The organism is Bacillus sp. LR_5 (genome assembly GCF_042709275.1).
In genome coordinates, this window is the sequence record NZ_JAVAXX010000195.1 from 1 (window position 1) to 12461 (window position 12461).

General features: G+C 45.7%; 15 protein-coding genes, 1 pseudogene, 1 riboswitch and 1 other annotated feature. Of the genes and pseudogenes, 4 read left to right on the forward strand and 12 right to left on the reverse strand.

What is annotated here, in order from left to right:
* Positions 1–2002: 5-methyltetrahydropteroyltriglutamate--homocysteine S-methyltransferase (gene metE / locus RAC86_RS27005; protein WP_377886208.1), on the forward strand; the 2002-nt coding region annotated here is incomplete at its 5' end.
* A gap of 172 nt (positions 2003–2174) precedes the next feature.
* On the forward strand, positions 2175–2645 hold the full coding sequence (gene guaD, locus RAC86_RS27010) for a guanine deaminase (RefSeq protein WP_003245084.1): 471 nt from the start codon (positions 2175–2177) through the stop codon (positions 2643–2645).
* Positions 2646–2694: 49 nt separating this feature from the next.
* On the opposite strand, the pseudogene RAC86_RS27015 reads toward guaD, so the two are convergent.
* Both RAC86_RS27015 and ohrB read right to left on the reverse strand, forming a co-directional pair.
* Positions 2695–2878 (reverse strand): annotated as a pseudogene (locus RAC86_RS27015) (hypothetical protein).
* Between the two features lie 15 nt (positions 2879–2893).
* Positions 2894–3304, reverse strand: coding sequence for an organic hydroperoxide resistance protein OhrB (gene ohrB, locus RAC86_RS27020; protein ID WP_003232570.1), 411 nt, complete (start codon positions 3302–3304; stop codon positions 2894–2896).
* 142 nt (positions 3305–3446) lie between these two features.
* Here ohrB and ohrR point away from each other — a divergent pair, with 142 nt between their 5' ends.
* Complete coding sequence (gene ohrR / locus RAC86_RS27025) at positions 3447–3890, forward strand: organic hydroperoxide resistance transcriptional regulator OhrR (RefSeq protein WP_014476587.1); 444 nt, start codon at positions 3447–3449, stop codon at positions 3888–3890.
* A gap of 30 nt (positions 3891–3920) precedes the next feature.
* Here the strand turns inward: ohrR and RAC86_RS27030 are convergent, their stop codons facing one another.
* The 9 genes from RAC86_RS27030 to RAC86_RS27070 all read right to left on the reverse strand — a co-directional run bounded on the left by RAC86_RS27030 (position 3921) and on the right by RAC86_RS27070 (position 10887).
* A complete protein-coding gene (locus tag RAC86_RS27030; protein ID WP_003232574.1) occupies positions 3921–4346 on the reverse strand; it encodes an organic hydroperoxide resistance protein in 426 nt (141 codons plus the stop codon).
* Between the two features lie 125 nt (positions 4347–4471).
* Positions 4472–5719, reverse strand: coding sequence for a glutamate-5-semialdehyde dehydrogenase (gene proA / locus RAC86_RS27035; RefSeq protein ID WP_014479592.1), 1248 nt, complete (start codon positions 5717–5719; stop codon positions 4472–4474).
* A gap of 11 nt (positions 5720–5730) precedes the next feature.
* Complete coding sequence (gene proB, locus RAC86_RS27040; RefSeq protein WP_014479591.1) at positions 5731–6828, reverse strand: glutamate 5-kinase; 1098 nt, start codon at positions 6826–6828, stop codon at positions 5731–5733.
* Positions 6829–6880: 52 nt separating this feature from the next.
* Positions 6881–7091: a binding site (T-box leader), on the reverse strand.
* Positions 7092–7178: 87 nt separating this feature from the next.
* Positions 7179–8081, reverse strand: coding sequence for a formyltetrahydrofolate deformylase (gene purU / locus RAC86_RS27045; RefSeq protein WP_003245802.1), 903 nt, complete (start codon positions 8079–8081; stop codon positions 7179–7181).
* A 70-nt stretch (positions 8082–8151) separates the two neighbouring features.
* Entirely contained in the window at positions 8152–8469 is a 318-nt protein-coding gene (gene ykkD, locus RAC86_RS27050) for a multidrug efflux SMR transporter subunit YkkD (protein ID WP_015252242.1), read from the reverse strand.
* Complete coding sequence (ykkC, locus tag RAC86_RS27055) at positions 8469–8807, reverse strand: multidrug efflux SMR transporter subunit YkkC (protein ID WP_003232583.1); 339 nt, start codon at positions 8805–8807, stop codon at positions 8469–8471. The genes ykkD and ykkC overlap by 1 nt, the downstream gene beginning before the upstream one ends.
* A gap of 77 nt (positions 8808–8884) precedes the next feature.
* A riboswitch (guanidine-I (ykkC/yxkD leader) is annotated at positions 8885–8996 on the reverse strand.
* Positions 8997–9028: 32 nt separating this feature from the next.
* Complete coding sequence (locus RAC86_RS27060; RefSeq protein ID WP_003244793.1) at positions 9029–9547, reverse strand: GNAT family N-acetyltransferase; 519 nt, start codon at positions 9545–9547, stop codon at positions 9029–9031.
* Positions 9537–10064: a DinB family protein gene (locus RAC86_RS27065; RefSeq protein WP_003245783.1), complete on the reverse strand. Its 528-nt coding sequence runs from the start codon at positions 10062–10064 to the stop codon at positions 9537–9539. Before RAC86_RS27065 ends, RAC86_RS27060 begins: the two co-directional genes overlap by 11 nt.
* A 91-nt stretch (positions 10065–10155) precedes the next feature.
* Entirely contained in the window at positions 10156–10887 is a 732-nt protein-coding gene (locus RAC86_RS27070; RefSeq protein ID WP_015715759.1) for a DUF421 domain-containing protein, read from the reverse strand.
* 144 nt (positions 10888–11031) lie between these two features.
* Between RAC86_RS27070 and RAC86_RS27075 the strand changes: the two genes are divergently transcribed.
* Positions 11032–11256: a hypothetical protein gene (locus tag RAC86_RS27075; RefSeq protein WP_009967080.1), complete on the forward strand. Its 225-nt coding sequence runs from the start codon at positions 11032–11034 to the stop codon at positions 11254–11256.
* Positions 11257–11332: 76 nt separating this feature from the next.
* Here the strand turns inward: RAC86_RS27075 and hmpA are convergent.
* On the reverse strand, positions 11333–12461 hold a 1129-nt coding region (hmpA, locus tag RAC86_RS27080; RefSeq protein WP_377886210.1), incomplete at its 5' end, for an NO-inducible flavohemoprotein.

A 12461-nucleotide genomic window follows, 5' to 3' on the forward strand; every position in this document is an offset into this window, starting at 1 on the left:
CGCTATCGCCCGCGGAATCAAAGACGCTGTATCTAGTGAAATGACAAAATGGTTTAATACAAATTACCATTACATCGTTCCGGAATATGACGAGAGCATTGAGTTCCGTCTGACAAGAAACAAACAACTCGAAGATTATCGCCGGATCAAACAGGAGTACGGTGTGGAAACAAAGCCTGTGATTGTCGGCCCTTATACGTTCGTTACGCTTGCTAAAGGCTATGAACCGTCTGAAGCAAAAGCGATCCAAAAACGCCTTGTGCCATTATATGTACAGCTTTTGAAAGAGCTTGAAGAAGAAGGCGTAAAATGGGTTCAAATCGATGAGCCGGCGCTCGTTACTGCCTCTAGTGAAGATGTCCGCGGCGCAAAAGAATTATTTGAAAGCATTACAAGTGAGCTTTCATCCTTGAATGTGCTTTTGCAGACGTATTTTGATTCTGTTGATGCTTATGAAGAGCTGATCTCTTACCCGGTTCAGGGAATTGGCCTTGATTTCGTTCACGACAAAGGCAGAAACCTGGAACAGCTTAAAACACATGGCTTTCCGACAGACAAAGTGCTGGCAGCCGGCGTTATCGACGGACGCAACATTTGGAAAGCGGACCTTGAAGAGCGTCTCGATGCCGTTCTTGATATTCTCAGCATTGCAAAAGTTGATGAACTGTGGATTCAGCCTTCCAGCAGCCTGCTGCATGTTCCAGTAGCGAAACACCCTGATGAGCATTTGGAAAAAGACCTATTGAACGGATTATCCTACGCAAAAGAGAAGCTGGCCGAGCTGACAGCTTTGAAAGAAGGTTTAGTATCAGGAAAAGCGGCGATCAGCGAAGAGATTCAGCAGGCTAAGGCTGATATCCAGGCGCTTAAACAGTTTGCAACAGGCGCCAATTCTGAACAAAAGAAAGAGCTTGAGCAATTAACTGATAAAGACTTCAAGCGTCCGATTCCGTTTGAAGAACGTTTAGCCCTGCAAAATGAATCTCTCGGCCTTCCGCTTTTGCCGACGACAACGATCGGCAGCTTCCCGCAGTCTGCTGAAGTGCGGAGCGCACGCCAAAAATGGCGGAAAGCTGAGTGGTCCGATGAACAGTATCAAAACTTTATCAATGCGGAAACAAAAAGATGGATTGATATTCAGGAAGAATTGGAGCTTGATGTCCTTGTTCACGGCGAATTTGAACGGACAGACATGGTCGAATACTTCGGTGAAAAGCTGGCCGGTTTCGCCTTCACTAAATATGCCTGGGTTCAATCATACGGCTCACGCTGTGTCCGCCCGCCAGTCATTTACGGAGATGTTGAATTTATTGAACCGATGACAGTGAAAGACACAGTCTACGCACAGTCATTGACTTCCAAGCATGTGAAAGGAATGCTGACGGGCCCGGTTACAATCTTAAACTGGTCTTTCCCTCGAAACGACATCTCGAGGAAAGAAATCGCCTTCCAAATCGGGCTTGCCCTTCGCAAAGAAGTTAAAGCGCTTGAAGACGCAGGCATTCAAATCATTCAAGTTGATGAACCAGCGCTGCGCGAAGGCCTTCCATTGAAAACACGCGATTGGGATGAGTATTTGACTTGGGCGGCAGAAGCATTCAGATTAACCACTTCTTCCGTGAAAAACGAGACACAGATTCATACACATATGTGCTACAGCAACTTCGAAGATATCGTTGATACAATCAATGATCTTGATGCCGATGTGATTACAATCGAACATAGCAGAAGCCATGGAGGATTTTTAGATTATTTAAAAAACCACCCGTATTTGAAAGGGCTTGGCCTTGGTGTATATGACATTCACAGCCCTCGTGTGCCGTCAACTGAAGAAATGTACAATATTATCGTTGATGCGCTTGCCGTCTGTCCGACTGACCGCTTCTGGGTAAATCCGGACTGCGGATTGAAAACAAGACAGCAGGAAGAAACGGTTGCAGCATTGAAAAACATGGTTGAAGCTGCAAAACAGGCAAGAGCACAGCAGACACAGCTAGTATAATTTGAAAAAACCATCTGCATTTGGCAGATGGTTTTTTTCTATAATACAGCCACAATCGGTTTCTTATTTAGCAAATCCCCCAAATACTTTGTTTATTTTGCACTTTTTTAAGAATGTTCTTTGCATTCTTTTCGGCTATACTAATAACACTCTATTGACAGGAGGGATTGGGATGAATCATGAAACGTTCTTAAAACGGGCTGTCACTCTCGCATGTGAAGGAGTGAATGCAGGAATCGGCGGGCCTTTTGGAGCCGTTATCGTGAAAGACGGAGCCATTATCGCAGAGGGACAGAACAACGTCACAACAAGCAATGATCCGACTGCCCACGCGGAAGTCACAGCTATTCGGAAAGCCTGTAAGGTGCTAGGAGCCTACCAGCTTGATGACTGCATTTTGTATACGAGCTGTGAACCATGCCCAATGTGCTTGGGCGCCATCTACTGGGCCCGGCCTAAAGCCGTTTTCTATGCAGCTGAGCACACAGACGCTGCCGAAGCCGGGTTTGATGATTCATTCATTTATAAAGAAATTGATAAACCTGCTGAAGAAAGAACGATCCCCTTTTATCAAGTGACACTAACAGAGCATTTATCCCCGTTTCAAGCATGGCGGAACTTCGCCAATAAGAAAGAATATTAAAAGGATCAGGCATGCGCGGCCTGGTCCTTGTTATTTCTCCAAGTAGCCGCTATGCCCTGTGCAAATACAAAACAGCATATACGCGCAATTCAGCACGGCAGACACCGTGCCAGCCACCCCCTTCATCTGTAACTTTTGGTTTAAAGGCATGCTTCAAACGCTTCTCTGACGTTTTATCAAAAATCTGTGCCCGCCCCGCATGCTCCGACACCAAAAAAACATCCTGAGAACACTCAGGATGCCGGTCATTATTTTAATTCTAGTTTTACATCAACATTTCCTCTGGTTGCCTTTGAGTAAGGACAGAATTCATGAGCGGCGTTGACAAGCTCTTGTGCCTTTTCCCGATCTAAATCTTTCGTGTTCACAACAAGTGTGACACCGATTTTAAACCCGCCGTCGCTCTCATCCTTCATGAGGCTGACCTGCCCTTCAATCTCCGAATCAATTTCGATATTCTGCTCTTTAGCTACGTGTTCGAGCGCGCCGCCGAAGCATGCAGCATACCCTGCCGCAAAGAGCTGTTCCGGATTTGTGCCGGTTTGTCCTTCTTTTTTGGCATTTGGCATGACAATATCAAAATCAAGAACACCGTCATCTGATGTAATATGTCCTGCTCGTCCGCCTCGCGCGGTTACTTTTGCTGTAAATAGTGCCATATTTCCCAACCTCCTTATTTGTATCTAGTTGTTATATTTCCCTTTCTAATCTTTTTAAACATGCTATGTTTGCCGAGAATAGGAAAAGTGAGGTTTTTCAGATACAATAGAATCGAATGACAAAAAAGAGTTGGTGAACAAAATGGAAAATAAATTTGATCATATGAAATTGGAGAATCAGCTATGTTTTTTGCTATATGCAAGTTCGCGGGAAATGACAAAGCAATACAAGCCGCTGCTTGATAAGCTGAATATAACATACCCTCAATATTTGGCTTTGCTTTTGTTATGGGAACATGAAACGCTTACTGTCAAAAAAATGGGCGAACAGCTGTATTTAGATTCAGGGACGCTCACTCCGATGCTTAAACGAATGGAACAACAGGGTTTGATTACGAGAAAAAGATCTGAAGAGGATGAGCGATCCGTGTTGATCAGCCTGACAGAGGACGGAGCGTTATTAAAAGAAAAAGCGGTTGACATTCCAGAGACAATTCTGGGGCTCTCAAAGCAGTCTGGGGAGGATCTCAAACAGTTAAAATCCGCTCTATATACATTGCTGGAAACACTTCATCAAAAAAATTGAGGATGCCTTGTACAGGCATCCTCTTTTTATTTATTCAGCAACTTCAAGTGTCACATCAATATTTCCGGAGGTTGCTTTTGAGTACGGGCAGACGCCGTGCGCTTTTTTCACAAGCGCCTCCAATTCTGATGCACTGACTCCTTCTCCTTTTACTTGCAGCGTCACACCCAGCTTATAGCCCTGGTCCGCTTCATCCTTTAACAGGCTAACATTCGCTGTAACCTCTGTCTCTACTTTTACCCGTTCTGTTCTTGCGACAAGCTGCAGGGCGCTGTCAAAGCAAGCTGCATAACCTGCTGCAAACAGCTGCTCTGGATTTGTCGCTTTTTCTAATTTCTTGGCTCTCGGTGTCCCCGGCATTGCGACATCAAGCTCAAGAACGCGGTCTGATGAAATGACCTTTCCTTCTCTTCCTCCTACCGCTGAAACAGTTGCTGTAAATAATGGCTGACTCATTTTTCATTCCTCCAATACGTTTTATACAATTAAATTGTACACAATTAAGTTTGAAATGTCAATTTTTCTCGTATAAAAAAGCTTATCTCGTTACGAGATAAGCTTTTTCATTGAACATTGCCCTGCTATTCACGGATTTGCCCAGTTCCTTTAATGATGTATTTTGTAGAAGTCAGTGCAGGAAGCCCCATCGGTCCTCTTGCATGAAGCTTTTGCGTGCTGATGCCGATTTCGGCTCCGTAGCCGAATTCAAAGCCGTCGGTAAAGCGGGTTGACGCGTTATGATAGACAGCGGCAGCATCGACAGCCGTTTGAAAATATGCCGCGTTTTTGTCATTTTCAGTTAAAATCGCTTCAGAATGATTGGTGCCGTATTGTTGGATATGCTTCACAGCTTCTTGGACGTTTTCAACCGTCTTTACACTGAGGACAGGCGCTAAAAATTCGGTTTCCCAATCTTCTTTTGATGCTTGTTTGCTTGAAGGATGAAGTTCACACACCAATTCATCACCCCGAATTTCAACTCCCGCGTTTTCCAGCTGGTCCAGCAATTCTTTCCCGTGCTGTCTTGCCCAAGCCTTGTGAATCAGCAATGATTCAATCGCGTTGCATACGGAAGGGCGCTGCGTTTTGGCATTTACGACAACCTTTTCTGCCATTTGCGGTTTGGCTGTTTCGTCAATGAATATGTGGCAGTTTCCTGCTCCCGTTTCTAATACAGGAACTGTTGATTCTCTCACAACGAGATCAATCAGTTTCTTGCCTCCGCGCGGAATCAATACGTCTAAACCATCATTTAACGTAAAGAGCTCTTTTGCTGTCTCTCTGCTCGTATCCTCAATCAGCTGCACAGCGTGAATCGGAAGCGCTGATTGCTCAAGTGCTCTGTGAATGACACTGACGAGCGCTTTGTTGCTGTGGATGGCTGAGGAGCTTCCCCGCAGAACAACCGCGTTCCCTGTCTTCAGGCAAAGGGTAGCCGCATCAACTGTGACGTTTGGCCTCGCCTCATAAATCATTCCTACGACACCAAGCGGCACACGGATTTTTTCAATAAACAGGCCGTTTTCTTTTTCAATCGTTTCAAGAGAGTCGCCGATTGGGTCCGCTAAGTCGATTAAGAGCTCCACCGCGTCCGCGATATCGCGTATACGTTTCTCATCCAATGTGAGACGGTCAATGATGTCCGGTGTTAAACCATTCTCTTTTCCGTTCACAATGTCTTTTGCATTCTCCGCCAAGAGAAAATCCAGTTCTTTGCGGAGTCCGTTTGCAATGAGGCTGAGCGCCTCATCCTTCTCGGCTGTTGTTTTCATGATCATTTCGGCTGCTGCTTCTTTCGCCAGCTTCGCTTTTACAGAAACTTCACTCATTTTTCCGCCTCCTAGTCTTTTACATTGACCCAGTCATTCCTATGAATAACCTCAAACGTTTTCTCAAAATCAAGTTCGTCACTGCGTTTGCCTTTAGCCTCCATAATCTCCTCGGAGGAGTAATGAGTTTGGCCTTTGCCGATCACGCCGCCCGGTCCCCTGACTTCCACAACCGCCCCTTTCGGAAAGCTTCCGTTCACACCCACAACGCCAGCGGGCAAAAGGCTGCTTCCATTATGGATCATCGCCTCCTCGGCACCCGCATCAATGATAATTTCTCCCGATATCGGCGAGTGGAACTGAATCCACTGCCTTGTGTTGTTAACCGAAGATAGTTCTTTGTCTCCGATATAAGTGCCGTCTCCCCTGCCGTCCAAAATGTCCGCAAGTTTTTGCTCTCCGCTGCCTGTTCCAATGAATACTTTCACTCCCAGAGACAGCGCGGTTTGTGCGGCTAACAGCTTTGATTTCATTCCGCCGGTGCCGACCTTTGATCCAGCTGAACCTGCATATCCAAGCAATTCAGGCGTGATCTCCGGCAAATAATCAAATCGTTTCGCCTCAGGATTTTCATTTGGATTGGCATCATACAGCCCGTTAATGTCGGTGAGAATCATGAGCTGGTCCGCGTGAATCAATCCGCTGACTAACGCAGAAAGCATATCATTATCTCCGAATGTCAATTCTTCAACAGATGTAGAATCGTTCTCGTTGATAATCGGAATGACGCCGCGTTCCAATAATTCCATTATCGTAGCATACGCGTTTCGGTACCGTTCTCTTTTCGAAAAATCATTTCTCGTTAAAAGGATTTGTCCCGGAGTTAATGAGTATTGTTTAAATTGATTCATATATTGCTGCATTAACAGTGTTTGTCCGACCGCGGCCGCCGCCTGTTTTCCTTTGATGGTAACGGGACGGGACGGATAACCGAGGCTGGAAAACCCCGCCGCTACGGCACCCGAGGTAATCAGAATCATTTCATGCCCCGCTTTTTTTAACACGGAAATCGCCTGAACATGCTCTCTGATTTTTGCCTCATCAATGCTTCCTTTGCTATTCGTGAGCGAACTGCTTCCTATTTTCACTACTATTCTTTGTTTTTTCATTTATTCTCCTCCGCGGCTCTTCTACAATAAAAAAACCCATTTCATCCTGATTCATAAGGACGAAATGGGTTTCCGTGGTACCACCTTGATTGAACGCGCTTGTGCACGCTCCGCTCTCCTGTAACGCCAGGTTATGCGCCTAGGTTTTCCCCCTAGGACTCCAAGGCAGGTTCGGCAGGTTTCATGCGGCAAAATGTTTCAGCGATTCATTTTGCTCTCTGTCACAGAAAGGTCTGCTTACTAATCCTCTTCAACGCTCAATGATTTTTTTATATTATGCAAAGAAAAAAGACACTTGTCAAGGTTTTTTGTCATCAAAAATAGCCCGCATTGCGCGGGCCTCTTGCAGTCTAGTTAAAGACGATTGTTTTATTTTCATGAACGATGACACGGTCTTCCAAATGCCATTTCACAGCACGGGCAAGCACGCTGCGCTCAATTGTTCTTCCGATGTTTTTCAGCGCTTCCGCATTATCGCGGTGGTCCACACGCTCAATATCCTGTTCAATGATCGGCCCTTCATCAAGATCGTTTGTCACATAATGAGATGTCGCACCGATCAGTTTCACGCCGCGCTCGTAGGCCCGTTTGTACGGATTCGCACCGATAAAAGCTGGCAGGAATGAATGGTGGATATTGATGATGCGATTCGGATGAGCCGAAACAAAATCAGGAGTTAGAATCTGCATATAGCGTGCGAGCACGATCACATCAACATCGTACTGCTCCAGCAGTTCAAGCTGCTTCTTTTCGACTTCCGCTCTGATGTCTTTGTTCGCTTTCATATAGTGGAATGGAATGTTCAGGCGCTCAACCAGCTCTCTCGCTTCCTCATGGTTACTGATGACAACAGCGATCTCCGCCATCAGGTTGCCGGTTTGCCATTCCCAAATCAGCTCATGCAGGCAGTGGAGCTCCTTTGAAACGAAAATGGCGACACGCTTCAGTTCGCTCGCCAAAGTTAAGCTCCATGTCATGTCGAATTTTTCCGCAACAGAGGCAAACGCTGCCTGAAGTGATGATTTTTTTTCACGAATGCCTGCGCAGTCGAATTCGATTCTCAGGAAGAACCGGCCGCCTTCAGGGTCTGTCGTATATTGATTTGATTCTATAATATTGGCACCGTGTTCAAATAAAAACGCGGAAACTGCAGAGACGATACCCGGCTGATCGGGGCAGCTGACCAAGAGCCGACCTTTATCCTCATTTCCGTCACGGTATTCGTCCAACCGCTGAGTCATATATGATTTCATGAATAATCCCTCTTATCTTTGTAAGTCTAAACTATTTATCCATTATACTGAAGATTTGATAAAAATCAATTTATGACAGAATTTTTAAACCAACTGCTGAGCATAAAATCAACGCGATAAAGAAGATCCGTTTGGCGTCTTTCTGCTCCTTGTAAAAGAGGATGCCGATAAGCGCCCCGCCGGCGGTGCCAATTCCTGTCCAGACCGCGTAAGCCGTTCCCATCGGAATGGTTTCCATTGCGTACGACAGCAAGGAAAATGAAGCGGCAAAACCAACAATGATCAACAGCACCCATTTCACGCTTTTTTCTTTCGCATATTGATTCATAAGGGCCACGCCGGCCATTTCTAAACAGCCCGCGCACAATAAACTGATCCAGTGCAGCATTATGCCTCGCCTCCTTTTTCCTCTGTCTCATCCTGTGTCACAAGCTTCAACCCGATTACACCGATTAAGAGCACGCCAATTAACAATAGCTTCGGCCATCCAACCGGTTCATGAAAAAGAACGATTTCACTAAGTACTGTTCCCGCTGTGCCGAGCCCGGTAAAGACGGCATACACGGTACCAACAGGCAGACTGTGAGTCGCCTTCATTAGAAGGTAAAAGCTGAATATGATGCCGATGGCAGTGCCGCTCCATGTTAAGGCTGAGTCAGCGTGCTTTAAGCCTATCACCCAAACAACCTCGAAAACAGCGGCAAGCACGACCAATCCCCATTTCATTTTGAGTCATTCCTTTCTATCTATTAAGATTCTCCGAAAACAAAAAAACCCCGGACAGTCGTCTCACATGAGATTGACTCTCCCGGGCTTTTTTCCCTCCGTGTGCATACGCGCTTCTATTTACGCGTATGTGTTTTCTCTCGGACCAGTCCATGTCAATTGACATGCGGAACCCTAGAAAACTTTACATGATATCATGATACTAAACTCAGCTCTATCTTTCAATTGTAAGATTTTCTTTCATATACCGCGATCGGTTTATTCCATTTTCTGATCGTTTTGCTGTAATGCATGCCGATTTTCTCCGCTACCCGTATGGACGCTTTGTTACCCGGATCAATCAAAGCCGCCATTTTGCCGAACTGCCGCTCGTTAAAGCCATAGTCCAGACAGGCCCGAGCCGCTTCTTGCGCATAGCCGTTCCCCCAGTGGCGGCGGGCAAACATATAGCCAATTTCCATTACGGTTTGATTTTCGATCTGCTGGGGAACGATGCCGCATTGCCCCAAAAACTCCCCTGTCCGCTTATCTTCGGCGATCCACAGACTAACGCCGTACCCTTTTTCATTTCGTTGGTTCCAATTGACCCACTCGCGGGTTTGCCTCTTATCTTTTAAACCGGAATAATATGTCATGACGTCAGGATCATTAAAAAGCAGCCCAAACAAAGTGGCTTGATCCCGATCTTCCATACAGCGCAAACGAATTCGATCAGTCACAAGCTTCGTTTTAGCGTTCATACTTCGCCACATCCTGCTTCCATTCTTTTTTGAGAGCTTCAATATGTGCCTGATGATAGCGGTTATGATCTGCCATATGCCAAATTCCCCATCGTATCGTCGCGGTGTCACCTTCGAAGGAAAGCGGCTGGTTCAAAGCATTTTCAGTTAAAGTGAAGCATACCGATTTCAGCTTCTCTACTACATGCTGATGTCTTTTCAGGAGTTCATCTAAGTCTGGCTGATTCACCGGTTCAGGCAGCCGTCCGCTTTCATCTGTCATCGGGCCGTATGCCTGTTCAATATGGTCCGGGATCCGATTTTCCTTGATACGCCAGACCCATCTGATATCAACATTTGTGATATGGTGCAAAAGCTGAGCCGTGCTGTTTTTTGTTTGGCAGCGCCCCTTATAGTAAAGTTCACTGTGTGTCATATGGCTTACGATGGAAGCCAGACGGAGACTGTTTTCTTCCACTGCGGAATACAGCAAACTGACCGTTGGCGCCATGTCGTTTCTTATGGATAAGTCCTTCATGTTCAGTTCCCCTCCTAACTAGGTACATTTGACACCAAACAAAAATTCCCTTTAAAAAAGAAAAAAGCTCTCATTACAAGAGAGAGCCATCTTAATTGTTATTTCCCGGTTTATATAAGTAAGGATCATGCTGCGGTTCATTAGCGGTATTTAAATCAAGGGATATATCACCGCGTGCATTCATCGTGCCAAGGGTAATCGAAGACAGCAGTTTGGGGCTGTACCCTTTTTCCTCAAGCTTCTCAAACAGCCAGGATCGGTTTTTTTGGAGATATTTCAAATTATGATCAAGGATTTCGCCATCCAGTATGAGCGGAATCGGGATAAAATTCCGTTCAGCTTCCATATTCAAATCCCGCACCTGCACCGCTCTCGCTTCCTCTTTCGGGATGACGCTTACTTCTCCCGTTTCTTCAATGATAGCAAGATCAATGTCAGCCGGGTCGGCATAGCCCTTTTCCCTCAGCTTTCCGAGCAGCTCATTAACAGTCAGCCTTTCTTTACGAAGGCCGCGTTCATCAATATCCCCGTTTCGGATTAGGACAGTCGGGCTCACGACTAGGAGCCATCGCCATTTATTAGATAAAGAGAGCTTGCTCATGATAAGATAAAGCACCAAAAAAGCACCCGCATAATAAATTGACATCGGCAGCTTGGATGTAAGGATCGGCTCACTGATAATGGTTCCGATTGCGAAGGTCAAAAGCAGGTCAAAATTGTTCATTTGTGACACAGCTTTTTTACCGGCAAGCCGAAACAAAATATATGCAATCGAAAATACGATAACTGGCTTCAGTAAAAATACCCATACCATCCATAACACCGATCTTTACCTCCATCCGCTGGTCATATTGAGCCTATTGTGCCCCGTGGCAGGCCCTCTATGCATCAGTGTCTAGGCGAACGTGCATATCGCCTGAACATAACATAATAGAAAGTGACACCGATTGGAGGCGCAATACGCAATATGAAAAATCAGAAGTCGAATACCCTTTGGCCCTTTGATCTGCCATTGGCTCCCCAACCCGAGGGCTACCAGCAGCAAACAATCGACAGGCTGGCCGGTTTGGAGCTAAGAATGAAGCAACTAATTAGAGCGATTGAGGTAAACAATGAATTGCTGAGAACAATGCAAGAACAGCAAAACCGTGTATGCACAAATGGCAGCGGGTCTGTGATTGTCCGGATGTAGAAACCGGCGCTTGTCTGCCTTCTTATATCTCAATAAAAAACTCTTCTCTGAAAGGAGAAGAGTTTCATGTATGTGTTCAAACGGACTGCGCCAAACTTAATTGCGGGCCGAATAGCTCGTAATGGATAGACTCCGGCGCTGATCCGAGCTCTGATACAAGCTTATGCATTGCCGTAATAAACGACGGTGAACCGCAAATATAGTAATCCGCATCTGTGTTGGCAATCAGTTCTTTGAGGAATTGCTGATCAATCTGTCCTTCATGAAAATGCAGATCACCTGCACGGTCTTCCTCTGTCGGCTCGCGATACACAAATGCTGTTTTAACAGCAGAATGTTTTGCTGCTTCTTCTACTTCATGGCGCAATGCATGATATTCACTGTTTTTCGCCGCATGAATGAACAGAATTTGCCGTTCAGGCTGTTTGGAAACAGATGTTTTCAGCATGCTGATCATTGGTGTAATGCCAACTCCGGCACTGATCAAAACGAGATCTTTTTGTGATGCATGATCTAAAACAAAGTCCCCTGCCGGTGCGCTGATCTCTATTGAATCTCCCTCCTGCAGCCCATCGTGTAAGTAGGAAGACACGACACCATCTTTCTTCACTGAAATTCGATAATAGTCTTTTCCCGGCATATCAGACAGGCTGTACTGGCGGATATGCGTATATTCAGAATCAGGAATCCGCACTTTGATGCTGATATATTGCCCTGCTTGGAATTCAGGTAACGGCTTGCTGTCTTCCGGTTTCAAATAGAAGGATGTAATTTCTTTGCTTTCCCGCTCTTTTTTTGCGATAACGAATGGCTTATACTCCTTCCAGCCGCCGGCTTGCTCTTCAGCCTGTTCATACATGTCTTTTTCAATTCCGATGAACGCGTCAGCAATGACTCCGTACGCTTTTTCCCATGCCTGCATAATGTCAGGAGTTGCAGCGTCTCCCAATACATCTTTAATCGCAATCAGCAAATATTTACCGACGATTGGGTAGTGCTCAGGCTTAATTCCGATACTGCGGTGCTTGTGGCCGATTTGTTTGACAACCGGAATGATGTTTCCTAATTGGTCAATGTTTGCCGCAGCTGCAATAACGGCATTTGCCAGTGCAGTTCGCTGTGTTTTTTTCTTTTGGTTTGTTTGATTAAAAATGTTCAAAAGCTCTGGATGGTCTTGAAACATCCGATCGTAAAAACGGCCAGTG

Bases quoted from the DNA above. Each gene is read 5' to 3' on its own strand.
- purU (WP_003245802.1), bottom strand. From the start codon at position 8,081: ATGAAATCATATATGACTCAGCGGTTGGACGAATACCGTGACGGAAAT.
- ohrR (WP_014476587.1), top strand. From the start codon at position 3,447: ATGGAAAATAAATTTGATCATATGAAATTGGAGAATCAGCTATGTTTT.
- ykkC (WP_003232583.1), bottom strand. From the start codon at position 8,807: ATGAAATGGGGATTGGTCGTGCTTGCCGCTGTTTTCGAGGTTGTTTGG.
- RAC86_RS27065 (WP_003245783.1), bottom strand. From the start codon at position 10,064: ATGAAGGACTTATCCATAAGAAACGACATGGCGCCAACGGTCAGTTTG.
- RAC86_RS27030 (WP_003232574.1), bottom strand. From the start codon at position 4,346: ATGAGTCAGCCATTATTTACAGCAACTGTTTCAGCGGTAGGAGGAAGA.
- RAC86_RS27060 (WP_003244793.1), bottom strand. From the start codon at position 9,547: ATGAACGCTAAAACGAAGCTTGTGACTGATCGAATTCGTTTGCGCTGT.
- ohrB (WP_003232570.1), bottom strand. From the start codon at position 3,304: ATGGCACTATTTACAGCAAAAGTAACCGCGCGAGGCGGACGAGCAGGA.
- proA (WP_014479592.1), bottom strand. From the start codon at position 5,719: ATGAGTGAAGTTTCTGTAAAAGCGAAGCTGGCGAAAGAAGCAGCAGCC.
- ykkD (WP_015252242.1), bottom strand. From the start codon at position 8,469: ATGCTGCACTGGATCAGTTTATTGTGCGCGGGCTGTTTAGAAATGGCC.
- proB (WP_014479591.1), bottom strand. From the start codon at position 6,828: ATGAAAAAACAAAGAATAGTAGTGAAAATAGGAAGCAGTTCGCTCACG.
- guaD (WP_003245084.1), top strand. From the start codon at position 2,175: ATGAATCATGAAACGTTCTTAAAACGGGCTGTCACTCTCGCATGTGAA.
- RAC86_RS27075 (WP_009967080.1), top strand. From the start codon at position 11,032: ATGAAAAATCAGAAGTCGAATACCCTTTGGCCCTTTGATCTGCCATTG.